At 72.3% G+C, this 25106-nt stretch carries 24 protein-coding genes, 1 pseudogene and 1 riboswitch; of the genes and pseudogenes, 15 read left to right on the top strand and 10 right to left on the bottom strand.

The features are described 5' to 3' along the window. The first annotated feature begins 2 nt into the window (after window positions 1-2). The 5 genes from Aru02nite_RS04935 to Aru02nite_RS04915 all read left to right on the top strand — a co-directional run bounded on the left by Aru02nite_RS04935 (window position 3) and on the right by Aru02nite_RS04915 (window position 5571). Window positions 3-860, top strand: a complete 858-nt coding sequence (locus Aru02nite_RS04935; RefSeq protein WP_203655229.1) for a glutathione S-transferase C-terminal domain-containing protein — start codon at window positions 3-5, stop codon at window positions 858-860. Beyond that, entirely contained in the window at window positions 857-2032 is a 1176-nt protein-coding gene (locus Aru02nite_RS04930; RefSeq protein WP_203655227.1) for an LLM class flavin-dependent oxidoreductase, read from the top strand. The genes Aru02nite_RS04935 and Aru02nite_RS04930 overlap by 4 nt, the downstream gene beginning before the upstream one ends. Further along, window positions 2029-3369 carry an NtaA/DmoA family FMN-dependent monooxygenase gene (locus tag Aru02nite_RS04925; protein WP_203655225.1) on the top strand — a complete coding sequence of 447 codons (1341 nt, stop codon included), beginning with the start codon at window positions 2029-2031 and terminating at the stop codon, window positions 3367-3369. The genes Aru02nite_RS04930 and Aru02nite_RS04925 overlap by 4 nt, the downstream gene beginning before the upstream one ends. Continuing rightward, window positions 3366-4403: an LLM class flavin-dependent oxidoreductase gene (locus Aru02nite_RS04920; protein ID WP_203655224.1), complete on the top strand. Its 1038-nt coding sequence runs from the start codon at window positions 3366-3368 to the stop codon at window positions 4401-4403. The genes Aru02nite_RS04925 and Aru02nite_RS04920 overlap by 4 nt, the downstream gene beginning before the upstream one ends. 61 nt (window positions 4404-4464) lie before the next feature. Further along, window positions 4465-5571, top strand: coding sequence for an LLM class flavin-dependent oxidoreductase (locus Aru02nite_RS04915; protein WP_203655223.1), 1107 nt, complete (start codon window positions 4465-4467; stop codon window positions 5569-5571). A 64-nt stretch (window positions 5572-5635) separates the two neighbouring features. On the opposite strand, the gene Aru02nite_RS04910 is transcribed toward Aru02nite_RS04915, so the two are convergent. After that, entirely contained in the window at window positions 5636-6346 is a 711-nt protein-coding gene (locus Aru02nite_RS04910; protein WP_203655222.1) for a hypothetical protein, read from the bottom strand. 499 nt (window positions 6347-6845) lie between these two features. Between Aru02nite_RS04910 and Aru02nite_RS36445 the strand changes: the two are divergent. After that, a pseudogene (locus tag Aru02nite_RS36445) lies at window positions 6846-7277 on the top strand (MOSC domain-containing protein); the annotation flags it as partial. 111 nt (window positions 7278-7388) lie between these two features. After that, on the top strand, window positions 7389-8384 hold the full coding sequence (locus Aru02nite_RS37705; protein WP_505712017.1) for a 3-alpha domain-containing protein: 996 nt from the start codon (window positions 7389-7391) through the stop codon (window positions 8382-8384). 590 nt (window positions 8385-8974) lie between these two features. Here the strand turns inward: Aru02nite_RS37705 and Aru02nite_RS04895 are convergent. Continuing rightward, window positions 8975-9307 carry a hypothetical protein gene (locus Aru02nite_RS04895; RefSeq protein ID WP_203655220.1) on the bottom strand — a complete coding sequence of 111 codons (333 nt, stop codon included), beginning with the start codon at window positions 9305-9307 and terminating at the stop codon, window positions 8975-8977. Window positions 9308-9557: 250 nt separating this feature from the next. Between Aru02nite_RS04895 and Aru02nite_RS04890 the strand changes: the two genes are divergently transcribed. The 3 genes from Aru02nite_RS04890 (at window position 9558) to Aru02nite_RS04880 (ending at window position 12162) form a co-directional block, all read left to right on the top strand. Then, window positions 9558-9740 carry a hypothetical protein gene (locus Aru02nite_RS04890; RefSeq protein ID WP_203655219.1) on the top strand — a complete coding sequence of 61 codons (183 nt, stop codon included), beginning with the start codon at window positions 9558-9560 and terminating at the stop codon, window positions 9738-9740. 343 nt (window positions 9741-10083) lie between these two features. Further along, complete coding sequence (locus tag Aru02nite_RS04885; protein ID WP_203655218.1) at window positions 10084-11754, top strand: L-aspartate oxidase; 1671 nt, start codon at window positions 10084-10086, stop codon at window positions 11752-11754. A 96-nt stretch (window positions 11755-11850) separates the two neighbouring features. Then, window positions 11851-12162 (top strand): EthD family reductase, encoded by a 312-nt coding sequence (locus Aru02nite_RS04880; protein WP_203655216.1) that lies wholly within the window; start codon window positions 11851-11853, stop codon window positions 12160-12162. A gap of 150 nt (window positions 12163-12312) precedes the next feature. Here the strand turns inward: Aru02nite_RS04880 and Aru02nite_RS37130 are convergent, their stop codons facing one another. Beyond that, window positions 12313-12444 carry a hypothetical protein gene (locus tag Aru02nite_RS37130; protein ID WP_275408580.1) on the bottom strand — a complete coding sequence of 44 codons (132 nt, stop codon included), beginning with the start codon at window positions 12442-12444 and terminating at the stop codon, window positions 12313-12315. Window positions 12445-12626: 182 nt separating this feature from the next. Beyond that, entirely contained in the window at window positions 12627-13598 is a 972-nt protein-coding gene (locus Aru02nite_RS04875) for a C40 family peptidase (RefSeq protein WP_203655214.1), read from the bottom strand. A gap of 10 nt (window positions 13599-13608) precedes the next feature. Beyond that, window positions 13609-13753, bottom strand: a riboswitch (cyclic di-AMP (ydaO/yuaA leader). Between the two features lie 181 nt (window positions 13754-13934). Here Aru02nite_RS04875 and Aru02nite_RS04870 point away from each other — a divergent pair. The 3 genes from Aru02nite_RS04870 (at window position 13935) to Aru02nite_RS04860 (ending at window position 17060) form a co-directional block, all read left to right on the top strand. Continuing rightward, window positions 13935-14306 (top strand): BlaI/MecI/CopY family transcriptional regulator, encoded by a 372-nt coding sequence (locus tag Aru02nite_RS04870; RefSeq protein ID WP_203655212.1) that lies wholly within the window; start codon window positions 13935-13937, stop codon window positions 14304-14306. Then, window positions 14303-15259 carry a M56 family metallopeptidase gene (locus Aru02nite_RS04865; RefSeq protein ID WP_203655210.1) on the top strand — a complete coding sequence of 319 codons (957 nt, stop codon included), beginning with the start codon at window positions 14303-14305 and terminating at the stop codon, window positions 15257-15259. Before Aru02nite_RS04870 ends, Aru02nite_RS04865 begins: the two co-directional genes overlap by 4 nt. 394 nt (window positions 15260-15653) lie before the next feature. Further along, on the top strand, window positions 15654-17060 hold the full coding sequence (locus Aru02nite_RS04860; protein ID WP_203655209.1) for a S8/S53 family peptidase: 1407 nt from the start codon (window positions 15654-15656) through the stop codon (window positions 17058-17060). 132 nt (window positions 17061-17192) lie between these two features. On the opposite strand, the gene Aru02nite_RS04855 is transcribed toward Aru02nite_RS04860, so the two are convergent. Further along, window positions 17193-17759 carry a dihydrofolate reductase family protein gene (locus tag Aru02nite_RS04855; RefSeq protein ID WP_203655208.1) on the bottom strand — a complete coding sequence of 189 codons (567 nt, stop codon included), beginning with the start codon at window positions 17757-17759 and terminating at the stop codon, window positions 17193-17195. A gap of 191 nt (window positions 17760-17950) precedes the next feature. Next, complete coding sequence (locus tag Aru02nite_RS04850) at window positions 17951-19123, bottom strand: epoxide hydrolase family protein (protein WP_203655207.1); 1173 nt, start codon at window positions 19121-19123, stop codon at window positions 17951-17953. A gap of 110 nt (window positions 19124-19233) precedes the next feature. Here Aru02nite_RS04850 and Aru02nite_RS04845 point away from each other — a divergent pair, with 110 nt between their 5' ends. Further along, the gene (locus tag Aru02nite_RS04845) at window positions 19234-19800 is read left to right on the top strand and encodes a CGNR zinc finger domain-containing protein (RefSeq protein WP_203655206.1); all 567 of its coding nucleotides are present in this window, start codon (window positions 19234-19236) and stop codon (window positions 19798-19800) included. Between the two features lie 78 nt (window positions 19801-19878). Here the strand turns inward: Aru02nite_RS04845 and Aru02nite_RS04840 are convergent, their stop codons facing one another. The 4 genes from Aru02nite_RS04840 to Aru02nite_RS04825 form a co-directional block, all read right to left on the bottom strand. After that, entirely contained in the window at window positions 19879-20631 is a 753-nt protein-coding gene (locus Aru02nite_RS04840; RefSeq protein ID WP_203655205.1) for an AraC family transcriptional regulator, read from the bottom strand. Window positions 20632-20839: 208 nt separating this feature from the next. After that, complete coding sequence (locus Aru02nite_RS04835; RefSeq protein WP_203655204.1) at window positions 20840-21142, bottom strand: putative quinol monooxygenase; 303 nt, start codon at window positions 21140-21142, stop codon at window positions 20840-20842. Window positions 21143-21501: 359 nt separating this feature from the next. Then, window positions 21502-22653 (bottom strand): glycoside hydrolase family 76 protein, encoded by a 1152-nt coding sequence (locus Aru02nite_RS04830; protein ID WP_203655202.1) that lies wholly within the window; start codon window positions 22651-22653, stop codon window positions 21502-21504. 90 nt (window positions 22654-22743) lie between these two features. Further along, window positions 22744-23769 (bottom strand): zinc-dependent alcohol dehydrogenase family protein, encoded by a 1026-nt coding sequence (locus tag Aru02nite_RS04825; protein WP_239076404.1) that lies wholly within the window; start codon window positions 23767-23769, stop codon window positions 22744-22746. 116 nt (window positions 23770-23885) lie between these two features. Here Aru02nite_RS04825 and Aru02nite_RS04820 point away from each other — a divergent pair, with 116 nt between their 5' ends. Next, on the top strand, window positions 23886-24665 hold the full coding sequence (locus tag Aru02nite_RS04820) for a helix-turn-helix domain-containing protein (protein ID WP_203655199.1): 780 nt from the start codon (window positions 23886-23888) through the stop codon (window positions 24663-24665). Window positions 24666-25106 lie beyond the last annotated feature (441 nt).

Genomic DNA, 25106 nt, shown 5'->3' with positions numbered 1-25106 from the left:
CCGTGACCTACGCCAGCGCCGTCGACACCACGACCTACGGCGAGTACCGGGTGCCGGACACGCCGGGACCGCTGCTGCGGTTCACCGGCCGGCTCGGTACCGCCGAGCATCCCGCGGTCGCCGGCCGGTACCACCTGTACGCCGGATGGTTCTGCCCGTGGTCCCAACGGGTACTGATCACGCGGGCCCTGGCCGGCCGCACCGACGACGTGTCGGTGTCCTATGTGGACGACCGGCGCGACGGCCGCGGCTGGGCCTTCCGGACCGAGCACGGACCCGACCCGGTGAACGGTTTCGCGCTGTTGCGCGAGGCGTACGAGGCGACCACGGCGGGATTCGACGGCCACGTCTCCGTGCCGACGCTGTGGGACCGCACCGCCCACCGGGTGGTGAGCAACGACTACCGCACCATCGGCATCGACCTGGCCACCCGGTTCCGCGACGAGCGGCCCCGCACCGCCACGTACCCGCCCGGCCGGGCAGCCGAGATCGAGGACCTGGACGCCTGGCTCGGCCCTGCCGTCAACCATGGCGTGTCCCGCGCCGCCACCGATCCCGTCGCCCGCCGGACGCTGCTGGACGCGTTCGCCGCGCTGGACGCCCGCCTCGCCGATCGCCGGTACCTGCTCGGCGACACGCTCACCGAGGCCGACGTCCGGCTCTGGGTCACGCTGGTCCGCTACGACGTCGGACCGAACGCCACCCGCGCCATCAGCCCCGGCCTTGCCGTCCACCCCCACCTCTGGGCGTACGCCCGCGCCCTCTACCGCATCCCGGCCTTCCGGGACACCACCCGGTTCGCGTCGTTCACCGCGCCCGGCGCGACCGTACCGGCGTGGGACGAGGAGGTGACGCGGTGAGCATCCACCTGTCCGTCGCGCTCACCGACGCGGGCTGGCACCCGGCCGCGTGGCGACACCTGCCGGACCGTGCCGCGCCGTTCGGCCCCCGGTACTGGGTGGCGCTGGCCGCCGAGGCAGAACGAGGCACCCTCGACTTCGTCACCATCGAGGACTCACCGAGCCTGCAGTCCGACCGGCTCGACGGACCGGACGGCCGCACCGACCGGTTCCGCGGCCGGCTCGACGCCTCCCTGATCGCCGCCCTCGTCGCACCGCACACCACCCGACTCGGCCTGGTACCGACGATCAGCGGCACCCACACCGAACCCTTCCACGTGGCCACCGCGACCGCCACGCTCGACCACGTCAGCTCCGGCCGTGCCGGCTGGCGACCGCAGGTCGCGCCCCGCCGCACCGACGCCGACCACTACGGCCGCCGCGACGTACCCGAACTGCGCGCCGACGGCCTGCGCGACGGCACGTACGCCGGGCACGTCACCGACCTGTTCACCGAACTCGGCGACGTCGTCGAGGTCGTACGACGGCTCTGGGACTCCTGGCAGGACGACGCGGTGATCCGCGACGTGGCCACCGGCCGCTACCTCGACCGGGACCGCCTGCACTACGTGGACTTCACCGGCCGGTGGTTCGCAGTGCAGGGGCCGTCGATCACACCGCGCCCGCCACAAGGCCAGCCACCCGTCGTGGCGCTCGCGCACGCCACCGTGCCGTACCGGTTCGCCGCCGAACACGCCGACGTCGTGCTGGTCACCCCGCGCGACGCCGACCACGCCGCCGAACTGGTCGCCCAGGTCCGCTCGGTCGAACCGAAGCGCGAGACGCCGCTGGCCATCCACGCCGACGCGCTGGTGTTCGTCGGCGACGACGCCGCGGAACGCCGGCACCGGCTCGACGACGCCGACGGTGCCGAGACGAGTTCCGACGCAGCGATCCTGTCCGGCACCCCGGAGCACCTGGCGGACACCCTCGCCGACTGGTACGCCGCGGGCATCGCCGGGTTCCGGCTGCGCCCCGCCGTACTCCCGCACGACCTGACCGGCATCACCCGCGGACTCGTCCCCGAACTGCGCGCCCGCGGCCTCTTCCGCCGCGCGTACGAGGCGGACACGCTGCGCGGACTGCTCGGGCTGCCCCGACCCGCCAACCGCTACCAGAGGAGGACGGCGTGACACGGCAGATCATCCTCGGCGCCCATTTCCCGGGCGTGAACAACACGACCGTGTGGAGCGACCCGGCCGCCGGCAGCCAGATCGACTTCGCGTCCTTCGTCCACCTGGCGCGTACCGCCGAACGGGGCCGCTTCGACTTCTTCTTCCTCGCCGAGGGTCTGCGGCTGCGTGAACAACGCGGCCGCATCCACGACCTCGACGTGGCCGGCCGGCCCGAGACCTTCACGGTGCTCGCCGCGCTCGCCGCGGTCACCGAACACCTCGGCCTGGCCGGCACGCTGACCGCCACCTACAACGAGCCGTACGAGGTGGCCCGCAAGCTCGCCACCCTCGACCACCTGTCCGGCGGCCGGGCCGCCTGGAACGTCGTCACCTCACCCGACGCGTTCACCGGCGCCAACTTCCGCCGCGGCGGATACCTCGACCCCGCCCTGCGGTACGAGCGGGCCCGCGAGTTCGTCGCCGCCGCCCGGGCGCTGTGGGACTCCTGGCCCGCGGATCCCTTCGACACCAGCGACTTCCTGCGCACCCCCGACGCCGGCCGGTACGCCGTCCGCTCCACCCACTTCGACATCGCCGGCCAGTTCACCGTGCCCCGCAGCCCACAGCACCACCCCGTCGTACTCCAGGCCGGTGACTCCGACGGCGGCCGTGACCTCGCCGCCAGTACCGCCGACGGCATCTTCAGCCGACACGGCGAGTACGACGACGCCGCGGCGTTCGCCGCCGACCTCACCAGCCGCCTCGCCCGGTACGGTCGCAGCCGCGACGAGCTGAAGATCCTGCCCGGCGTCAGCGTGGTCCTCGCCGACACCGACGCGGAGGCGCAGGAGAAGGCGCACCTGATCCGGCGCGCACAGGTGAGCCCGCAGACCGCGATCCTGCTCCTGGAACAGGTCTGGAACACCGACCTGTCCCAGTACGACCCGGACGGACCGTTGCCCGCCGAGGACCCGGACGACACCGCCCCGTCGATCATCCAGGGCCGCACCCGGCAGCGCGACGACCGCGTCGCCACCGCCCGACGCTGGCGCGACCTGGCCGAGGCTCGCGGACTGTCCATCCGCGACCTGATCATCGAGGTCACCGGCCGCCAAGCGTTCGTCGGAACGCCCGACCGCGTCGCCACCGAGATGATCCGATACGTCGAGGACCGCGCCACCGACGGCTTCATCCTCGTACCGCACCTGACACCCACTGGGCTGGACGAGTTCGTCGACACGGTCGTCCCCCTGCTCCAGGAGCGGGGCGCCCTGCGCACCGAGTACGAACCGGGCACCCTGCGCGATCGCCTCGGACTGCCTCCCGTACCCGCGGACCGTCGGGGTGCGGCATGAGATTCCTGGCGATCACCCTGGTACTCGCGCCACCCGACGCACCCGCCGACACCCGGCTGCGCGCCGTGGTCGACGCCGCCGTACGCGCCGAAGAACTCGGCTTCGACGGGTTCGGCGTGGGGGAGCGGCACGAGCGCCCGTTCCTGTCCGCCGCGCCACCCGTACTGCTCGCCGCCGCCGCGCAACGCACCACCCGGATCCGCCTGTTCACGGCGGTCACCACGCTCAGCCTCCTGGACCCGGTCCGCGCGTACGAGGACTACGCCACGCTCGACGCGCTGTCCGGCGGCCGACTGGAACTGATCATCGGCAAGGGCAACGGCGCCGCGCAGGCGTCGCTGTTCGGCGTCACCGCCGACGACCAGTGGGACCGCAACCGCGAAGGGTACGAGCTGTTCCGCCGGCTGTGGCGGGAAGACACCGTCACCTGGTCCGGCCGCTTCCGCCCACCGCTCACCGACGCCGAGGTACTCCCGCGACCCGTCCGTGGCCCGGTACGCGTCTGGCACGGCAGCGCCACCAGCCGCGCCTCGGTCGAACTCGCCGCCCGCCACGGCGACCCGCTGTTCTCCGCGAACGTCACCGGCCCCATCGACCAGTACGCCGACCTGATCGACCACTACCGCGAGCGTCTCGCCCACCACGGCCACGACCCGGCGACCGCCCTCATCGGCGCGGGCACCGCCGGCCTGTACGTCCACCGCGACCCGCGCCGCGCCGTCGACACGTACCGGCCGGTGTGGCAGGCGCGGACCGAGACCCTTCGCCGTGCCGGCGTCACACCCACGTTCGCCGACCTGGAGGACGCGATCGCCCGCGGCTCGCTGCTGGTCGGCAGCCCCGGGCAGATCATCGACAAGGTGCACCGGTACCACCAGCGGTTCGGACACCACGTCATGCACCTGCCGGCCGAACCGGACGGACTGTCCGCCACCGCCTACCGCGACAGCCTCGAACTGTTCTTCGCCGAGGTGGCGCCCGTCCTGCGCGCCGAACTACCGAGCCCCGCGTACGACCGGCCCGCCGCCCGCTGACGCGCCGCCGTGCCCGTGCCGGCTGCCGCCGAGGCCCACCGACCACCCGGGAGACGACAGGATGACCGTGCCACTGTCCATATTGGACCTCGCACCGGTGCCGACCGGATCCAGCACCGCGACCGCCCTACGCAACACGATCGACCTCGCCCGGCGCGCCGAGGCCGCCGGCTACCACCGGTACTGGCTCGCCGAACACCACCTCGCGCCCGGCGTGGCCAGCTCCGCCCCGACCGTACTGATCGGCCAGGTCGCCGCGGCCACCACCCGCATCCGCGTCGGCTCCGGCGCCGTACAACTCGGTCACCGCACCCCGCTGGCCACCGTCGAGGAGTTCGGCACCATCGACGCGCTGCACCCCGGCCGCATCGACCTCGGCATCGGCCGATCCGGCGGTCGCCCGCCGGCGACCGCGACCGACACCACCGCCCCCGCCACCGCCCGCGCGGTCGGCGGGCTGCTCATCCCGCCGCCGTTCACGCCCGGCGACCTGCTGCGCTCGCCCCGCTTCGCCGCGCACGCCACGCTGCTGCGTCAGCCGGGCGCGACCACCCCGCCGTTCACCGAGCAGATCGACGACCTGACCGCGCTGCTGGCCGGCACGTACCGGACCGCGGACGGCATCGAGCTGCACGCCACCCCAGGCGAGGGCGCCGACGTCGAACTGTGGCTGCTCGGCTCCAGCGGCGGCGAGAGCGCCCGGGTGGCCGGCGCGCTGGGCCTGCCCTTCGCCGCCAACTACCACGTCAGCCCCGGCACGGTACTCGCCGCGGTGGACGCCTACCGTGCCGCCTTCCGGCCGTCGGCGCGGCTGACCGAGCCGTACCTGATGGTGTCGGCCGACGTCCTCGTCGCCGACGACACCGCGACCGCCCGCCGCCTCGCCGAGCCGTACGGGCTGTGGGTCCGCAGCATCCGCACCGGCGACGGCGCGATCGCATACCCGACACCGGAACAGGCCGCCGCGCACGCCTGGACCGACGCCGACCGCACCCTCGTCGCCGACCGCCTCGACACCCGCTTCGTCGGTACGCCCGAGGCCGTCACCGACCGCCTGCACACCCTGCAGAAGGTCACCGGTGCCGACGAACTGCTCGTCACCACCATCACCCACGACCACGCCGACCGCGTCCGCTCCCACGACCTCCTCGCCCGCGCCTGGTACTGAACGTCCACAACACCCGGTCGGATCACCAGCGCCGACCCGGACGACTGCTTCTTCGCGGTACGGGTCAGTCGTCCTGGACCGCTGCGGCCGCCGCGTCGATGAAGGCGGTCCAGTCCGGGTCGGACAGGCTCAGTCGCGCGCCGGCTTCGGCCACCGTCGCGGCGGCGCTGTCGAGAAGCCAGGCCGCGGTACGCAGCACGGCCGCGGCGCCGGGCGGGTCACGGCGTACCCCGACCGGGGTGAGGTCCTGGTTGTCGAGTGCGTGCGCTGTCGCGGTGAGCAGGTGGGCGACCAGGTCGTAGGCGTTCGCGGCGGCGGTGGTACGGGTGAGCGCCCTGAGGCGAGGCTGGGCCGACCCGACGAGGCGCGGCGTGAGGAGTGTCGTCAGCCGTGGCCATTCCTCGGCCATGTGGCCGTGAAGCCAGTCCGACAGCTGCCGGTACCGTGTGGCGGCGTGGCCGATGCGGGCCTTCATCGAGGTCAGCTCGGCCGGCTCCGTTTCGCCTTCCATGAACAGGATCCCGGTCGTCGCAACCACCGCCGGCTCGTTGAGGTCGGTGCATCCGACGGCTCCGTGCGTCGGATCCTCCCGGTCGGACTGGCCGCCTTCGGGGCTCGACCAGCGGTCCGCGAGCAGCTTGAGGGCGTTCGAATCGCGTCGCCACGCCACCGCCTCTTCGAGTTTCAGTACCGAGTGGAAGCGCTCGTGCTCGCGGTGCGCGCGTGCCACCGCCAGGTAGCCGCCGAGTTCGGCCGAGGTCGGTTCACTGGTCATCGACTGACACCTCTACTCCCCGCTCGTGGACACCAATGCCGGCCGTCGATCGGCCGCCTCCCACCCGACGGGCCCGCGTAGCTGCGCCCGACACGTACGATCGACCCGCTCCGGCCGGCTGGCGCGACGGCGACACGGGCGTCGCGACGTGACCGGCGCCGGTCCGGTCAGCCAGCCCGGAGGCGCCCAAACCTATCGCCACCGCGCCCACCAGACACACCACCAGAGACCGACGGATCTGCAAGAAGAAGAGCGGAGTCGCCGTCAGGCAGCGCCGCCCGGCCCGCACGCCGACACGGCCCAGCCCACTCGCCGTACGGTCGCCGTCCTGCCACGTGTGCCGCGGGCAGCGGCCGGAGTACGCCCGGAATGCCGGCGATTCCTGCCATGGTGAACCGAGCGGCGCGGCACGGCGGTCGACGGCACACGGACGACGGAACGCCGCCCGTACCAAGGGAACCGGCCGGCGGCGGCCCGGTGGTGGCGCACACTGGCGGGGATGGAGACCGTGGGACGCCTGCTGTCGCTCAACGTCGGTCTGCCCCGGGACGTGCCCTGGCAGGGGCGCACCGTGCACACCGGCATCTTCAAGTACCCCGTCGCCGGCTCGCGGATGGTGCGCAGGCTCAACGTGGACGGTGACGGGCAGGGTGACCTGGCCGGGCACGGCGGCGAGATCCGCGCCGTGCTGGTCTACCAGCGCGCGTCGTACGACCACTGGCGGCGGCATCTCGGCCGCGCCGACCTGGAGTACGGACACTTCGGGGAGAACTTCACGGTCGACGGGTTGTCCGACGGCGAGGTGCACATCGGCGACCGGTACCGGATCGGCGCGGCGGAGTTCGAGGTGACGCAGCCGCGGGTGACGTGCTTCCGGGTGGGCATGCGGCTGGGTGTGCCCGACATGCCGGCGCTGCTGGTCGCCCACCACCGGCCCGGTTTCTACCTGCGGGTGATCGACGAGGGAGCGGTACGGGCCGGGGACGAGATCGTACGGACCCGGACCGGGCGCCACCGGATGACCGTGGCCGCCGTCGACGCCCTGCTCTACCTGCCCGGGCGCGACGTCGCCGAGCTTCGCAGGGTCCTCGACGTGCCGGCGCTCAGCCCGGGTTGGCAGACCTCGTTCCGCGAACTGCTCGACCAGGCCGAGCACGACGGCCCGCCGGCCGCGACGCCGCGGCCGGACGGCCCGGAACCCGGCGGCTGGGCCGGTTTCCGGCGGCTGCGCGTCGCCCGGACCGTCGCGGAGACCACGACCGTGACGTCGATCTACCTGGCCGCGGACGACCACGCGCCGCTCCGCCGTCCACGGCCCGGCCAGTACCTGACGCTCCGGGTTCCGGGTGCCGGCGAGCCCGCACCGGTCCGCAGCTACTCGCTGTCGGATGCCCCGTCCGACACCGAGTACCGGATCAGCGTCAAGCGCGACGGTGCGGTCAGCACCTACCTGGACACGCACCTGCACACCGGCGCGATCGTCGACGTGGCCGCCCGCGCGGCGACTTCGTCCTCGCCGACGGACCCGCGACCGACCCGCTCGTCCTGCTGTCCGCCGGTATCGGTGTCACGCCGGTGCTCGCGATGCTGCACACCCTGGCCGTGGCGGGCAGTACGCGCGAGATCTGGTGGCTGCACACCACGCGGTCCGCCGCCGAGCACGCCTTCGCGGGCGAGGCGCACCGCCTGCTCGGCACCTTGCGACACAGCCACGAGCACGTGTACTACACGGCACCGGACGCCACGACCGGCACGGCGCCCGGCGTACACCAGGGTCGGCTGGACCGGGACACCCTCGCCGCGCTCGGCCTGCCATCCACGTCCGTGGTCTACCTGTGCGGGCCGGATCGCTTCATGGTCGCGATGCGCGAGGCGTTGGCCGCCCTCGGCGTACCGGACGACCGCGTGCACACCGAACTGTTCGGCGCGCTTCCCGCCCTTACTCCCGGCATCGCCGACACCGCGCACCCGCGGCCGCATCCTCCGCCGGGCGAGACCGGCACCGGACCGCGCGTCACCTTCGTCCGCAGCGGACTGACCGTCCCGTACGACGACCGGTGCGGCAGCATCCTGGAGTTCGCCGAGACCTGCGACGTACCGACCAGATGGTCCTGCCGCACCGGGGTCTGCCACACCTGCCAGACGCCGGCCCTGACCGGCAGCGTCCGGTACCGGCCCGACCCGCTGGAACCGCCGCCGTCCGGTACGGTGCTCATCTGCTGCTCGCGGCCGGACACCGATCTCACGCTCGACCTGTGACACCGCCTGCCCCAGCGGTGTCGGTCGACGTGGAGCCGACGCGGGTCTCCAGCCGCTCGGACGCACCAACGTCCGGTCCGTCGGTTCATGCTGGGGCCGCCGCGTCGGGCGCTCGATGTCCACGGATCGGGCCACGAGCGGCATCCGTCATGTGCCGCCAGGATCTGCGACCCTGGCGTCTCGCGGCCTGACGTGTCGTGCGTCGTCTTTCAGCCACGCCGGCCGTCGGCACCGCCACCTCGTCGAGGGCACCGAGCCGCCCGACCCGGTGCGCGCTCGGGCACGGTCGTGCCCGGGCCGTACGGTCCGGCCCGGGGCGGGTGCTGGATCGTCCCGGACCGGGGAAAGAACCGGCTCGGGACGCCGAACTCAGGGCTCGATCACGTGGGCCGGCGCCCAGCCGAGTACGACCGAGTCCTCCGGGGTGGCGGGTGTGCCGCCCAGGTGCTCGAACGCGTACTGCGGGGCGGTCGAACCGTCGGCCGGCCCGGTGTACCAACCGCGGTCCGTCGCGATCAGCAGTCCGGTGTGGTCGGGGGACTGGAACACGTCCTGGATCTCCTCCCGCTCGCCGGGCTGCGCGTGGTCGGGCAGCGTGCCGATCGCCTTCGTGAGAACGCCCCCGCCGATGCCCCCGACATTGAGGTACTGCTCTCGGCCGCGTGCCGTCAGCTGGCGTGCCGGGAACGTCCGCCGCCGCACCTGCCGCGACCGCGTCCTCGCACCAGTATCGGCAATCGCTGCCGGGATGCGGTCATCGGTGTCCTCCTCACCGGTTGCGGCCCCGCGTGCGCACCGAGTGCCAGCCGCGTTGACCCGCTCGTCGCGGTGGCACCGCCCGCGCGCTGAGCAGGATGCAATCCCCACGGCGTGAGGTACTTCATGGCCGGAAGGACTTCGCTCGCGCACCGTCGTGTGCTTCTAATATAGAAGCACATGAGAGGGGTTGGACATGGTCGAGACGACTCATGTACGCCGCGCCTGGCCGAACGCCCCCGCGGTTGCCGCCGTACGCGCGGCGTTGGGCGGGGACACCGCCGGCGACGGCGTCACCACCCCGGCCGCGAAGACGCGCGAAGCACTCGACGCCGGCCCGGACCGGCTGCTACTGGACACCATGTCGTTCCGCGACTAGAGGGAAGTGGCCGCATGCACGCCAGGATCGCCTCCGCGACGAAGCTCCAGGGGCGGTCGGTTCCGCGGCGAAGCTTGAGGCATCCGGTCGGATCACCGTGGACGGCGCCACGGCGATCGCCGGCGCGATGTCCGTGGGCGCTCTGCCGCACAGCGTACGGGCACTCGATCCGAGCCTGCTGCTCACCGAGGTCGACCCAGCCCCGATGCCCTGACGTACGCCAGTTTCCGCTGCGGTCAACGGATCCCACGCCTTCGCCGCTCGGCCGAGCAGGTCCACAGTGGACACGTCGAGCCGGGCCGGGGCACACCGTACGACGTCGCATGAAGGGAGAACACCAACGATGCGCACACCACAGAGCTGTGCCGTGGACGAGGCCGGTACCGACGGCGGCGTGGAGCTTCCGCGCCGACTAACCCCCGACGGGGAGCCGCGGTGGTCGCAGAGTACCGAGGTCCTCGTCGTCGGTTCCGGGATCGCCGGGTTGATGACCGCGTTGCACGCCAGCGAACTCGGCTACCGCGTCACCATCGTCACCAAGGGCGAGATCGACGACGGATCGACCCGTTGGGCCCAGGGCGGCATCGTCGCGGTACTCGGCAGCCACGACTCTCCCGCCGCGCACGCCGACGACACGCTCGTGGCGGGCGCAGGGCTCTGCGATCCCGCCGCGGTCGACGTACTCACGACCGAGGGGCCCTCGCGGGTGCTGGAGTTGGTACGGCTCGGCGCACGGTTCGACCGGGATCCCGACGGGCGCTGGGCACTGACCCGGGAGGGCGGCCACCACGCGCGGCGGATCATCCATGCCGGCGGCGACGCCACCGGTGCGGAACTTCAGCGGGCCGCGCAGCGTGCGGTGCTGCGCGACCCGTCCATCACCGTCGTCACGCACGCGTTGGCGCTCGACCTGCTGACCGATGCGGCCGGTCATGCCGCCGGGGTCACCGTCCACGTCGCCGGAACGGGCGCCCGTGCCGGCGTCGGCGCGGTGCTGGCCCGGGCGACGGTACTGGCGACTGGTGGTGTCGGACAGGTCTTCGACGCCACCACCAATCCTCCCGTGGCAACGGGGGACGGGCTGGCGCTGGCGCTGCGCGCCGGTGCGGTCGCCACCGACGTGGAGTTTCTGCAGTTCCACCCCACCGTACTCGCGCTGGACGGCGCCGACCCGCGGCAGCAGGGCCTGGTGACCGAGGCGGTACGCGGTGAGGGTGCCCACCTCGTCGACCACGACGGCCGGCGGTTCATGCCGGGTGTGCACGAACTCGCCGAGCTCGCGCCGCGCGACGTCGTGGCCAAGGCGGTCCTGCGTACGATGGTCGCGGCCGACACCGACCACGTGTTCCTCGACGCGCGACATCTGGGGTCGCGGGTGCTGGAGGCACGGTTCCCGACCGTGACGGCGCTGTGCCGGCAGGCCGGGCTGGATCCGGCCGACCAGCTGATTCCGGTCGCGCCCAAGGCCCACCACCACAGCGGCGGCGTACGCACGGATCTGTGGGGGCGCACGAGCATCCCCGGCCTGTACGCCGTGGGCGAGGTGGCGTGCACGGGTGTACACGGGGCGAACCGGTTGGCGTCCAACTCGCTGCTGGAGGCTCTCGTGTACGCCGGAAGGATCGCCGCGCACCTGGCGAACGGGCTGCCACCGCAACGCGAGCCCGCATCGTCCGGAGCCGTGGCCTGGGCCGTGGATCCCGCCGTACGAACGGATCTGCAACACGCGATGAGCCACGGCGCCGGTGTCGCCCGCAGCGCCGCGTCGCTGTCCACCGCGGCGCGGCGCATCGCGCACCAGAGCCGTACGCGGTCGTCCGGGCGGGAGGCGTGGGAGACCACGAACCTGATCACCGTCGCGGCGGCCCTGGTACGGGCGGCGCAGCTGCGCCGGGAGACGCGCGGATGCCACTGGCGCGAGGACTTCGACGCACCCGACGAGGCGTGGCGCGGCCATCTGACCGCCACCCTCCGGACCGACGGAACCCTGCACCACGCCTTTCACCGCAGCTGAACCGGCAGCCGAAACGGGCGGCCACCAACGTCCGACGGACTCTGCCCATGCCCTGGAGGCCGCCTCGCCGAGGCACGCCGCCGACCGGAGGATGCCATGCACAAGCTGATGGTCCTGTATCCCGAACCCGCCGATCCCGACCACTTCCGCGACTACTACGTGAACACCCACCTCCCGCTGGTCGCGCGGATGCCCGGCCTGCTCGCGTACCGCTACAGCTTCGAGGTGGCAGCGACGCAGGGACAGCCGCCGTACTTCGCGGTCTTCGAGGCCGAGTTCGCCGACGCCGCGGCGATGACCGCGGCGCGGGAGTCCCCGCAGGGCCGGCAGGTGACCGCCGATGTCGCCAACTACGCCACCGGTGGTGTGGTCGCCATCCACTATCCGGTACGGGACGGCACCCGCTGAGCCTGGCCCCGAGACCCCCGAGACCCCCGAGGCCCGAGGCCCGAGGCACTGCGGTGCGTCCTGTTCGCCACATCCGCGCGGAACCGGTCCCGGATGCTCTGCGGCAGACCCGGGCGACCGCGGAGTGATGGGCGGGCGGTCGGGGCGCCGTCATGGTGCGGGACCGTCGTTGCTGTGGCGTTCCACCTGCGGGGTGGTGTGGGTGATCTGGAACGGGTCGGTGATCAGGTGCTGCAACTGGTCGCGGACGGTGTGGCAGTCGTCGTTCTCCTCAACCAGCACGTGCGCGGACAGGAGCGGGAATCCGGAGGTGACCTACCACGCGTGCAGGTCGGGCCGTCCCGGTCGTTGCTGCTCGTTGTGGTGGGGCGGCGCGACCCACATCGCGCCGCCCCCGTCCCCGGCGTGGACACCGGATCCGACCTGGGGAACGGATCCGGCCCGTATGGCCCCGCCGGGAGTCGTCACGCCGGCCGTACTGCTCCGTCGTACGGGCCGATGTAGTCGAGTTGCGACATGCTGGAGACCTTGACGTTCTCGCCGGGCGTGGGCGCGTGGATCGCGTACCCGTTGCCGACGTACATGGCCTCGTGCTGCAGGTTGTTCCAGAACAACAGATCGCCCGGTTGAAGCTCGCCCCGCGACACCTTCGGGAAGGCGTTGTACTGGCTCACCGTGTAGTGCTGCATGCTGACGCCGACGGTGGCCCACGCCGCCATCGTGAGGCCCGAACAGTCGTAGGTGTCCGGGCCGGCCGTGTTCCACACGTACGGCTTGCCGAGCTGTGCGTAGGCGAACCGGACGGCCTTCCCGGCCGCTCCGGGGATGTAGGGCGGGACGTAGTCGGCGCCGCTGGTCGCGGAGATCTCCCGGGCACGTTTCGCCTGGAGGTCCTTCATCTGTTTCTCGATGCGGGCCTTCTGCGCCTTGAGCCTCTTCGCCTTGACGCGGTCGGCGGCGATACGCCGGTCCAGCGTCGCCTTCTTGGCGTCCAGCGTACGCTTCGCCCTCTCGTACGCGGCGACCTTGCGGTGCCGGTCGGCGGCAATCCTGTCCAATGTGGACACCTGATCGAGCATCGTGCCCGCCGAGCCGTGTTCCATGATCGAGTTGACCAGCCGAAGGTCGCCACCCTTGTACGCGGCGGCGGCCATCACGCCGATGTCGGCGTACATGGCATCGACCTTGTCCCGCAACGGCTTGATCTGTCTCGCCAGTTTCGCCGCGGCACGTTGGCTCCTCCTCAGGTCGGCTTCGTTCTGCTTGTAGGTCTCACCCACCTTCTCCAGCTTGTTCCAGGTGGCGTCGAGCTGCCGTTCGGTTTCCGCCGGGTCCGCGTGAACGGGCGCGGCGGTCACCAGGCCGGTCACCGCCGCCAGGACGGCGACGAGTACGACGACTGCGCTGCGCGACGTGGTGCCGGTCGCGACTCTCACCAGCGATGGCTCCTTCTTCCTGACCGCAGACCGGGTTAGCTGACGGGTTCGGACGGGAAGATGCGCCCTACCGGTGACATGCGGGTCACCGGACTCACCCCACGGTGCTGGGTCCCCGGCTCGCCGCTGATGCGGCGACTGAGCGGTGTACGTGCCGGCGCCACCCCTCGCGGATGGCTGACGTCCGACACGAACGGGCCAAATACTACGTAGCATAATAGTTGGCGGGCAAGCAGGGGGACGCCAGATCGGCCGGCGACACCGGACTCGCGGAAGTGGCCACTGATAGCCTGCGGCGGGCAGAGGTATGCCCGGCACTCGCAGACGGAGGTTGGGATGCGTCGGCTCGGCGAGCTGGAGTCGGTGGTCATGAACGTGCTGTGGGACGGCTCCGACTCGGCGACGGTGCGCGACGTCCGCGAGGTGCTGGAACGAGACCGGCCGGTCGCCTACACGACCGTCATGACCGTCCTGGACCACCTGCACGGTAAGGGAATGGTGCGACGGGAACGCGACGGGCGCGCCTACCGGTACCAGCCGGTCACGAGCCGCGAGGAGTACCACGCGGACCTGATGGCTGATGTCCTGTCGGGAAGCAGCGACCAGGCCGCGACACTGCTGCACTTCGTCGACCGGATCGATCCGGGGCAACTCGCCGAGATGCGCCGCGCCCTGGCCGCGGCACAGCGCCGCGCCGGCCGCCGATGACCGCGTCGATCCTGCTGCTGGCGTACGCCGCCGCCGCGGGAACGTTCGGTGGTCTCGTCCTGAATCGCACACCGGCGCTCAGGGTCGTACCGGTGTTCGGGGTTGCCGCCTGGCTGGGGCTGTCGGCGTCCGTCGTCGTCGCCGCGTCGCTGGGCGCGGTGACGCTGCTGCTGCCGTGGGATCCGGTACGCGACACCGTCGCGCGAACCCTCTCGGTGTGCGAGCACGCGTTCGCGCCGTACGCGACACCGGCGGGCCTGGCGGGCAGCGTCCTGGGAACGCTCGTGTGCGCCGCCATCGTGCTGCGGCTCAACGTCACCGCTGCGCGGCAACTGCGGTCCGGACGCCGGCACCGTCGACGCCACCTGCAAGGCATCCGACTGCTGGCACGTCACGATGCTCGACTCGGCGTGCACGTCCTGTGCGACGACCGGCCCGTCGTGTACTGCGTCGCCGGGCATCCGAGCCGGATCGTGGTGACCTCCTCCGCCCTCGCCACGCTCGACGACAAGGAACTCGCCGCGGCCCTGAGCCACGAACGCGCCCACCTGCGCCAGCACCACGCGCCACTGATCGGTGCGGTGGGACTGTTGTGCCGGGCGTTCCCGTTCGTTCCGCTGTTTGCGGCCGCGAAGAGCGAGGTTCCGGCGCTGGTCGAGATGGCGGCAGACGACGCCGCCGCGCACACGCACGGCTCGCTCGCCGTCGCGAGCGCGCTGCTCGCCCTGGCCGGACCTGACCACACGGACCCCTCGGTACTGGCCGCGTCGGCGGTTGCCGTCGAACGCCGGTTCCGCCGGTTGATCCAACGGCGTGAGCCGGCCACCGCCATGCCACCGGTCATCGCGGCACTCCTCGTCGTCGCGGCGGTCCTCGCACCGCTCGGGCTGGCACTCATGCCCGCCGTCGAGACACTCGTCTTCCACGTCTGCCCACGCGTACTGCACGACTAGCGCGAACTCCACCGGTGTGCGCGCACGTGCGGCTGGCCCAGACGCTCGCCCGGCGCCCGCTGACCGCTGCCCGTGGGCTGATCCCGGCTGTGGAAGCGGGATCCAGTTCGTGCGACGCACTGCGAACTTCGTGCGGGGAGCGGATTTCCACCGTGCCGTCCTGGGTGATGACGGTGGCTGCGCGGCCCGCGCGAGTACGACACCGGCCCCGGACACGTCCACAGGACAGCCGCTCGGATGTGACGGCCACCCACGGCCCCGTGATGGTTAGGGCCCGGGTCGACCAGGCCGGCTCCACGATCAGCCGCCGCGTACAGGCGATTCATCGGGGCTTCATCGGGTGCCGTGAGGATCGCGGTCGACCAGAAACGTCCCGGTACGGCGGAGGAGCGCGATGCGGCGTGTCGTGAAAACCATGGTTGCGGCGACCGCGGTGGCCGCGGTCGGGGTACTGATGCCGGGCGGTGCGTCGGCGCGCCCGGCGTCGGTGTCCACACCGGACAGTCCGGCCGCGGTACGGCAGGCGGCGCTGGACGGGAGCCTGACGCGTACCCACCGCACGATCAAGCTGTGCCCGGAGAAGAGCGGCAACAAGTACCTGCCGACCGGGTGTGGCGTGTCGATGGTGGCGGCGTCGTCGGACGCGTCGAAGCCGTTGGAGTCGAAGGGGCCGGTCGGGTTGGGGCCGGCGGACCTCGCCCGCGCGTTCCACCTGCCGGACAGCCCCGGGAAGGCCGGCACGATCGGGATCATCGCGTTCGGTGCGACTCCGACGCTGGCCGCCGACCTCGCCAAGTACCGGGAGGCTTATGGTCTGCCGGCGTGCACCGAGGCGAGCGGTTGCCTGAAGATCGTCGGTCAGCACGGCGGGAAGCCGCCCGCGCCGATCGGCCTGCCGCTGCTCAACAAGGCGGACGAGGGGCTTGCCGGTGAGTCGACCCTCGACGTGGACATGGCCTCGGCGGCCTGCCCGCGGTGCAAGATCCGCGTCGTGGAGATCTCGCCGCTGCTGGTGATTCCGCAGTACGCGTATCTGCCGGCCGCGACGGCCAAGGCGATGGACGACGCGGTGGACACCGCGATCGGGCTGGGCGCCAACTCGGTGTCGCTCAGCTACGTCGTCGGCAACGGCGTGCAGCCGGGTATCGCCACCGGAACGCTGGCGAAGCGCCTGCACCACCCCGGCGTGGCGATCGTCGCCTCGGCCGGTGACCACGGCATCCAGACCGGTACCGCACACCAGGTGTGGCCGCAGGAAGTGCCGTGGGTGACGTCGGCCGGGGGCGTCCAGCTCGCCTCGAACGACGGCGGCAAGACGTTCACGAAGTCGGTGTGGGACACCGGAAGCGCACTCAACGACGGCGCGTACTGGTCGGCATCGAGTGCCTGCTCCGACTACATCGCCCCGGCGAACGGGCAGCCCAAGAGCGTGGCCGCGCACTGCGGCGGTCACCGCGCCAGCTCCGACGTGTCGGCCGCCGCGGTCAACCTGTCGATCTACGACACGTACCTGCCGGCGTCCGGTGGCGCCGGCGGCTGGGGCGTCGCCCTCGGCACCAGCGCGTCGGCGCCGTACCTGGCCGGTCTGTACGCCCGCGCCGGCACCAGCGGCGTGGACGGACCCAACACGGTGTACGCGGCCGGCAGCGGTTCGATCGAGGACGTGACCACGGGCACCAGCATGCCCAACGGCGCAGCCGACTGTACGAAGGCGAAGCTGGCGACCGCGCTGTGCGTGGCGGGCCCGGGCTGGGACGGCCCGACCGGCGTCGGCGTACCGCACGGCCTGGGCGCGTTCTGACCCGACGTGCGACCGGTGCCGCATGCCCGACACGGGCGTGCGGCACCGGTGTCTGACCCTGAGGTGTACGAGCACCGCTGTTTCACCCGGGCCACCTCACCCGTCGGTACCGGCGCCGCGGGGGAGCGTCGTTCACCGCTTGGTTTCGTACCGGGTCAGGACGACGCCGCCGGGGAAGGTCCGCGTCTCCACCAGGTTCAGGTTCGCCCAACTGTCCAGCGCCGTGAAGAACGGCGTGCCGGCGCCGGTCAGGACCGGGTAGATGGCCAGCTCGTACTCGTCGATCAGCCCGGCCCGCATGGCGGCCGCGGCCAGGGTCGCGCCGCCGATGCCCATCGGGCCGCCGTCCTCGGCCTTGAGCCTGGTGATCTCGGCGACCGCGTCGCCGGTGACCAGGCGGGTGTTCCAGTCGACCGTGTCGATCGTCGAGGAGAACACGACCTTCGGCGTGTCCCGCCAGTTCCGCGCGAACTCGATCTCCGCCGGGCTCGCGCCGGGCTGCTGGTCGCCGGTCGGCCAGTACGAACTCATCGTCTCCCACAGCTTGCGCCCGTACAGCATCAGGCTGGTCGCCCGTTCCCGGTCGAGCCACCACTGGAACAGCTCGTCGCTCGGCGGCCCGCCCCAGCTGATGTCGTCGCCGGGCGCGGCGATGTAGCCGTCCAGGGACACGTTCATGCCGTAGATCAGTTTCCGCATGGCGCCAGCCTTCCGTGGGTCGGTCGTGACCGTGCAGACCAGCGTGCCGCGAAAAACTCATCGGTACGCGACCTGCGCCGCGGCGAGCCCGCGTACCCGGGGCCGCGGCGGCCGGTGGGTCTCGGATCGCGAACGCTACCGGAAGCGAGCGGATGGCGGCGTTGCGTGCAACGGTTCCCGGGCCATCCACCTCACCGGTGGGCGGCCAGTACCGCGGCGAGACCGTCCTGCAGGTCCCGGACGAAGTACCCGGGAACTTCCAGGGACGGGAAGTGCCCACCGGAGCCGGGCGCCCGCCACCGCACGATCTGCCGGAACCGTTCCCGTGCCCACGGCCGCGGGTACTTCTCGATGTCGCGCGGATACACGCTGATCGCCGACGGAACGTCGACCCGCAGGTCGGGGTCGAGCGAGTCGTGGCTCTCGGAGTAGATGCGGGCCGCCGACGCGCCGGTACGGGTCAGCCAGTACAGGGTGACGTCGTCGAGGATGCGGTCCCGGGACATCGTCTCGAACGGGCTGTCCACCGTGTCGGACCACTCGGCGAACTTGTCGAGGATCCAGGCGAGCAGCCCGACCGGTGAGTCGACCAGCGAGTACCCGATGGTCTGGGGTCGGGTCGCCTGCTGCTTCGCGTACGCGGCGCGGTGGCGCCAGAAGCCGTGCGTCTCCTCGGTCCACCGGCGCTCGGTCGCGGTGAGCCCGTCGGTCGTCAGCCCGGGCGGTGCCTGCGCGGTCGTCGTGTGGATCCCGAGTACGTGCTCGGGGAACCTGCCGCCGAGGATCGTGGTGATCACGCCGCCCCAGTCGCCGCCGTGCGCGACGAACCGGTCGTAGCCGAGCCGGCCCATCAGCTCCACCCAGGCAGCCGCGATCCTCTCCGTACCCCAGCCGGTGGTGGTCGGCTTGTCGCTGTATCCGAACCCGGGCAGCGACGGGGCCACGACGTGGAACGCCGGCGTGCCCGGGTCGACCGGGTCGGCCAGTTCGTCGATGACGTCGACGAACTCGGCGACGCTGCCCGGCCAGCCGTGCGTGAGGATCAGCGGAGTGGCATCGGCGCGGGGGGACCGGCGGTGCAGGAAGTGGATTCCCAGCCCGTCGACCGTCGTACGGAACTGGCCGATCCGGTCGAGCCGCGCCTCGAACGACCGCCAGTCGTACCCGGTGCGCCAGTACTCGACGAGGTCCACGAGGTCGGCGAGCGGAACGCCCTGCTCCCACCGGCCAGGACCGGGTGCGGCGCCCTGGACGGTCTCCGCCTCCGGTAGCCGCGCCGCGGCCAGCCGCGCGCGCAGGTCGTCGAGGTCGGCGTCGGTGGCGTGCGCTTCGAACGGCTGCACGGCACTGCTCGGCCCGTTCATGAGATGCCCCCTGGTCGTCGGGTGGTGGTTCCGGCCCGCGTTCCGGCAGAACCGGCTAAGACGGTTCTAACACGCCTCGACGCCGGCGTGCAACCGGCTAAGCTGGTTCCATGAGTGCCCGGTTTCCTGACTTCCGACTCGGCAAGGTGCTGGCGACCAGCTTCACGGGAACCCTGTCGGAGCGGCACGGCGACGCCGTCGAGCGCATCCCGACGCCGGAACGGCTCCTCGACTGGCTGGCCGTCAGCGGTCTCACCGTGCAGTCCTGCACCACCGCCCAGCTCGAACGCGCGCGGCAGCTGCGGGAGTCGATCCACGCCGCCGCGACCGCCGCCGCCCGCCACAAACCCCTTCCGGTACGTGCCGTGAAGGTCATCAACGAGTGCAGCGTCCAGGGCCGTGCCGCGGCCGTACTGACGCCCGAGAACACCCGGCAGTGGCGGACGTCGTCGGTGGAGGACGCGCTGAGCGTGATCGCCGCCGACGCGATCGGCATCCTCGCCGGCGAACGGGACGGGAAGCTCGCCCTGTGCGCGTCGCCGACCTGCCAGGCCGCGTTCTTCGACGCGAGCCAGAGCCGTACCCGGAGATGGTGTGACATGGGCACCTGCGGGAACCGTGAGAAGAAGGCGCGCTTCCACGCCAACCAGCGCAAGACCGCCAGGTCGGCGGAGTAGCCGGCTCCTCGGCGGCATCCGGGTCGCCGCGCTCGGCCTCGACCCGCCCGTCGCCCGCGCACCAGCCCGGCCGATGGCTCAGGGCCGGAAGCTCTCCCGGTACTCCGTCGGCGTGCGGCCGGTCAGCTCCCGGAACGCGGCGTTGAACGCCGACAGCGACGCGTACCCGACCTGGTACGCGATCGTGGTGACCGGCGCGTCGCCGGCGGCGAGTTCCTCGATCGCGGCCAGGATCCGCATCCGGCGCAGGACCGCGCGCCAGGTCATGCCGGTCTCGTCCGCGAAGCGCCGGGCCAGCGACCGCGGCGCCAGGCCCACGTCGTCCGCCACGTCCTCGAAGCGGACGTCGTCGCCGAGTCGCTGCCCGGTCAGTACGAGGGCGCGGCGCAGTTCGGGAGAGCGCCCCGACGGTACGACGACGGGGCTCGGTTGCCGGGCGAGCCGCCAGGTCACGGCGGCGAGCGCGCCGAACATCGTCTCCGCGTACGCCGGGAGCGGCTCGTCGCTCTCCCCCCACGTGCCGCACTCGGTGAGCAGGGCGCGCGCCAGCGGGTTGAGATCGAACACGGTCAAGGGTGCCGGCGGCGCGGGCGCGAACCGGGTGTCGAAGAGTACGGACGCGGTCGTGACGGGCCGCGCCATGCTCACCCGGATCGGTCGATCGGCCTCGATCAGGGCGGCCCGCGCCGGCGGCAGGAGCCACGCCTGCCCCTGCGCCTCCAGCCGGAGCGTCCCGGCGGAGGCGCAGAGCAGGTAGTGCCGGTCCACCCGCAGGTCGCGGGCGAACTCCGGCGCGAAGGTGCGGACGAAGCTGTACGCCCCCCGGGTCATCGACGGCCTCGCACAGGCCGATCCTAGGGCGTGTCTTCGCAGGTCGTTGGCCGGCTGCGCCGGGCCCATTCGCCGCCTCGCCGCGAGTGCCGGCACGAGCGCACACGACACCGGTATCACCCGCACCTCCGCCTTGCGAGACAACGAATGGACTCCGGCTCGTTCGACCGAACCTGTGCAGACACGCCCTGGTAGGCCGTCGCGCCGGTCAGGCCACCGTCTCCAGCAGGTCGGCGCGGAAGCGCCGGCTCACCGGCGCGGCGGTCATCATCGGCCGGATCGTCTCGCCGAGGTGCGCGAACGACTCCGACGCCAGGTACCGGGCGAACGACGCCTCGTCGTCCCACTCGTGCAGCACCGTGACGGCGGTGTCGTCGGTACGCGCGGCGTAGACGCGGAAGGCGCGGTTGCCCGGCATGGCGCGAACCCGGTCGACCTCTTTGTCGAACTCGGCGAGCGCGGCGGGACGGTCGGTGGCGGCGGTCGTGAAGTCGACGATCGCGAGAAACACGGGAACCTCCTGGGAACTGCGAAGTGGATGCTCCGATCCTCCGGCCGTACACCCCCGGCCCGCTCCCGTCGGTCGGACGCGTTCACGCTCCCACCGGACACGCGCGCCCGGATCCGGACAACGAAGCCATCTCCGCCGTCGCCACCACGTCGGTCCGACGCCGGGTGCTGACGGGACAGCAGGCGGTCTCCCCGTCACCGGTACCTCGCTGGCACTCGTCGGCGTTGTTGGCCGTGGCGCTGCTCGCCGGCGGGACCGCGCTAGTGGCGCTCACCCGGCGCTGTCGCCGGCTCCGGCGAACCCGACACGACCTGACCGCCGTCGCGGGCGGGCCCGGTCGGTCCGGGCCCGCCCGCGCGTCATGCGTTGCCCAGCAAGGCGAAGAGCTGCACCGCGGCGGCCTGGTTGAGCGTGTTCACCGGCTGTGCCGGATCGGGCGCGCCGCCGTTCGACGCCTGGAACCGGAACAGCCCGGTGGCCGGATCCCTGTTGTCCTGCCAGAGCCGCGCCGCGTAGGTGTCCAATGTGGACCGGTACGCCGGGTCGAGCGCGAGCACGTCCCGGAACAGGAACGCGTTGAAGATGGCGGGCTGGGAGTAGAGCCGGTCCGCCGTCCAGTACGCCATGGCGCCGCGCGCGTCGCCGAGCGCCAGGTCCCGCCAGCGCCGGTCGCCCGTCGCCCGGTACAGCACCGTGGCCGTACCGATCATCGCGCCCGAGTTGTACGTCCACAGTGTCTGGTCGTACGTGCCGTCGTCGGCGATGTCGTTGCGGTACAGGCCCGGCGAGCTCATCAGGCAGGACCGGTTCCACTCGTACGCGCGAACCGCCCAGTCCAGGTAGCTGCGGTCCCGGGTCGTCGCGTACAGGTTCGCGGCGAGTTCGGCGAACAGACCGGTCACGTTGGCCGCGCGGATGGTGTTCCAGTCCGCCTCGACCCAGTGCATCCCGCCGGGGCAGGTCTTGGCCGGATCGCTGTCCCACGCCCGCAGATCGGTACGGAACGCCGCCTCCGCGCCGGCCAGTGCCCCCGCGCCACCGCCGCTCCGGTACGAGTCCACAAAGGACAGACCGACCACCGCGTTGTCGTCGTAGAACAGGTCACCGCCGCCACCGAGCGGCGCCGGCAGGTACGACTCGTAGCCCGGGTGCGCCGGGTCCGGGCTGGCGTACTGCCCGAGCGCGGCGAAGCGGTCCGCCACGTCGCCCGCGTACCGCTGGCCGCCGGGCAGACCGCGCACGCCCAGCGTCGCCTGCGTCGCCTCCCGGAACTCCCACAGGTACGAGTACGGGTTGCCGCCCGCCGCCGGGGTGCTCTCCGCGTACAGCCGGTGGCCGGCGTCGCCGAGGTACAGGTTGTCCTGTAACGCCTGGTAGCTGGCCTGGGCGCGGTGCGCCCAGAGGGTCCGGTCCGCGTTCGGTGCGGCGGTCGCGGGACCGGCCAGCGCGACGGCCGGCAGCAGTGCGAGGGCCGCGACGCCCAGCCTTCGGGCCCAGGTGGTAGCGCGCATGTCGTTCCTCCCAGATCGAGGTCGACGAGAAGTTAACGCTAACGTCCCTGTCGCCACAAGGGTCACCGCAAATACGAAGTTACCGATACCTCACCGTGGCGGTCCGGGGTGCGTGACGACGACCTTGCCGACGCCGGCACCGGACCGGCAGTACCGGAGGGCGTCGGGTACCGCGTCGAAGCCGAAGGTGCGGTCGACGACCGGGCGCAGCCGGTGCGTGGTGAGCGCGCGGTTCAGCGCCGTGAAGTGCGCGCGGTGCCCGGCGATCACCGGGCGGACGACCGCGGCCGCGGCGAACAGTGCGGACGGGTCGACCGGATGGGCGCCGGCGGGGCCGGACAGCGACGTTCCGACGAGCGCGACCTCACCGGCGACCGCGACCGCACGCAGTGACATGCTCAGCGGCCCGGCCGGGTCGACGACCCGGTCCGCGCCGCGACCGGCGGTCAGCTCGCGGACGGCATCCGGCCAGTCCGGACACTCCCGGTAGTTGACCACCTCGGCCGCGCCCAGCTCCCGCAACCGTTCCGCCTTCGCCCCGTCCGAGGTCGTGACGATCACGCGGGCGCCCGCCGACCGGGCGAGCTGGAGTACGGACAGCGACACCGCACCCGATCCGAGCGTCAGTACCGTCTCGCCCGGCCGTGGCATGCCGCCCGCGGTCAGCGCGTGCCACGCCGTCACCGCCGACAGCGGCAGCGCCGCCGCCTCCGCGTACGACAGGTGCTCCGGTACCGGTACCACGCCGTCGGCGTCGAGCAGCGCGTACTCGGTCAGCGTGCCGTCGGTACCGGTACCGAGCTGCGTCGCGTACTCCCAGCGGAACGAGCCGTCCCACCAGCGCGGGAACACCGTGGCGGCCACCCGGTCGCCGAGTCGTACCCGCGTCACGTCGGCGCCGACGGCCACGACCTCGCCCGCGCCCTCGCACCCCGGCACGACTCCCGGCCGGACCGGCAGCGGATACGTACCGGCCAGGACGAGCAGGTCGCGCGCACCGACCGCGTGGGCGCGCATCCGTACCACGATCTGGCCGCGGCCGGGCTCGGGGACGTCATGGTCCCGGAGCGTCAGGCCGGCGAGACCGCGGCCCGGGTCGAGATGGTAGCTCCGCACAGAAAGCCCTTTCACTCATGTACTGCCGTCGAGCCGTGATCGTGCGCGTACCAGGAATCGGTGGCAATTCCCCGGCGGGAATCGCCGCCACCGCGGCGGCGGGGTAGAACTGCGACGTGACGACGGTGGGGGAGGAACTGCGCCGGTGGCGCCGGATCCGGCGGATCAGCCAACTCGAACTGGCCGCGCTGGCCGGTACGACGCAACGGCATCTGAGCTTCGTCGAGAGCGGGCGGTCCCGGCCCGGCCGCGCGATCGTGGTACGGCTGGCCGAATCACTCGGCCTGACGCTCCGGGAACGCAACGACCTGCTCGCCGCCGCCGGGTACGCCGCGGTGTTCACCGAGTCCGGACTGGACGAGCCGGCGCTGCGCCCGGTCCGTACGGCACTGGACCAGATCCTGCGCGGCCACCTGCCATACCCGGCGCTCGTCCTCGCCCCGTACGGCCGGCTCGTCGCCGCCAACGACGCCGTCGACGTCCTCACCGAAGGGGCGGCGCCGGAGCTGCTCGTACCACCGGTGAACATGCTGCGGCTGATGCTGCATCCGGACGGGATGGCGCCCCGCGTCGGCAATCTCGCCGACTGGGGCCGGCACGTGCTCGACAACCTGCGCGCCCGGGCCCGGCGCAGCCCGGACCCGCGGCTGGACGAGTTCGTCGCCGAACTTGCCGGCTACGTACCGGACGTTCCCGTCGGGCCGGACCACCTCGGCTTCGCGGTACCGCTGCGGCTGGCGACCGACGACGGGGATCTGCGGCTCATCTCGGCGTTGACCGCGTTCGCGACCGCCACCGACGTCACGCTCGCCGAACTGCGACTGGAGGCGTTCCTGCCCGCCGACCAGGCCAGCGCCGACGTACTCCTACTGCGCCGGTCCCGGCTCTCCGGGTAACGCGGTGGACAACGCTTACCGTCCACACGGGACAGACATCGCGGTTCCGGGCGCCCGAGGCTGTTCGTGCCGCACGGATGCCCTGCCCGAGTCGTGGGCGCTTTCCTTCTCCTGCAACGATTCCGCCGACGCCGGATCGGTCGGGAGACCCGCGACGACATCTGCCGCGCACGATCGCCGGGCGCGGCGCGCGCTGCCCACTGCTGGCCCGGGTCGCCGCCGCCGGCGAGGACGTGGCCGCCGACGCCGCGTTCGAGTCCCTTGTGGACACAGTGTGAGCGCCCTTGGATGTGCACTCATCCGATCGCGGTGTCGTCGAGGCCAGACGCCGTCCTTCTGCCGACTCTCCCGGCTCCCTTGGCCGAGCCCGGGGACGACGACATGGTCCTCGACGCCGTGCGTCCCGCGGACTTCCCGCCTCGACGCACGACCGGGAGTTCG

The sequence above is a fragment of the Actinocatenispora rupis genome, assembly GCF_016861975.1.
GTDB classification, from domain to species: domain Bacteria; phylum Actinomycetota; class Actinomycetes; order Mycobacteriales; family Micromonosporaceae; genus Actinocatenispora; species Actinocatenispora rupis.
Note: the sequence above shows the minus strand (reverse complement) of the source record. Positions and strands in the feature narration are given on the sequence as shown.

Bases quoted from the DNA above. Each gene is read 5' to 3' on its own strand.
- Aru02nite_RS04850 (WP_203655207.1), bottom strand. From the start codon at position 19,123: ATGAACGGGCCGAGCAGTGCCGTGCAGCCGTTCGAAGCGCACGCCACC.
- Aru02nite_RS04830 (WP_203655202.1), bottom strand. From the start codon at position 22,653: ATGCGCGCTACCACCTGGGCCCGAAGGCTGGGCGTCGCGGCCCTCGCA.
- Aru02nite_RS04890 (WP_203655219.1), top strand. From the start codon at position 9,558: ATGGTCGAGACGACTCATGTACGCCGCGCCTGGCCGAACGCCCCCGCG.
- Aru02nite_RS04870 (WP_203655212.1), top strand. From the start codon at position 13,935: ATGCGTCGGCTCGGCGAGCTGGAGTCGGTGGTCATGAACGTGCTGTGG.
- Aru02nite_RS04860 (WP_203655209.1), top strand. From the start codon at position 15,654: ATGCGGCGTGTCGTGAAAACCATGGTTGCGGCGACCGCGGTGGCCGCG.
- Aru02nite_RS04910 (WP_203655222.1), bottom strand. From the start codon at position 6,346: ATGACCAGTGAACCGACCTCGGCCGAACTCGGCGGCTACCTGGCGGTG.
- Aru02nite_RS04915 (WP_203655223.1), top strand. From the start codon at position 4,465: ATGACCGTGCCACTGTCCATATTGGACCTCGCACCGGTGCCGACCGGA.
- Aru02nite_RS04865 (WP_203655210.1), top strand. From the start codon at position 14,303: ATGACCGCGTCGATCCTGCTGCTGGCGTACGCCGCCGCCGCGGGAACG.
- Aru02nite_RS04855 (WP_203655208.1), bottom strand. From the start codon at position 17,759: ATGCGGAAACTGATCTACGGCATGAACGTGTCCCTGGACGGCTACATC.
- Aru02nite_RS04840 (WP_203655205.1), bottom strand. From the start codon at position 20,631: ATGACCCGGGGGGCGTACAGCTTCGTCCGCACCTTCGCGCCGGAGTTC.
- Aru02nite_RS04885 (WP_203655218.1), top strand. From the start codon at position 10,084: ATGCGCACACCACAGAGCTGTGCCGTGGACGAGGCCGGTACCGACGGC.
- Aru02nite_RS04880 (WP_203655216.1), top strand. From the start codon at position 11,851: ATGCACAAGCTGATGGTCCTGTATCCCGAACCCGCCGATCCCGACCAC.
- Aru02nite_RS04845 (WP_203655206.1), top strand. From the start codon at position 19,234: ATGAGTGCCCGGTTTCCTGACTTCCGACTCGGCAAGGTGCTGGCGACC.
- Aru02nite_RS04920 (WP_203655224.1), top strand. From the start codon at position 3,366: ATGAGATTCCTGGCGATCACCCTGGTACTCGCGCCACCCGACGCACCC.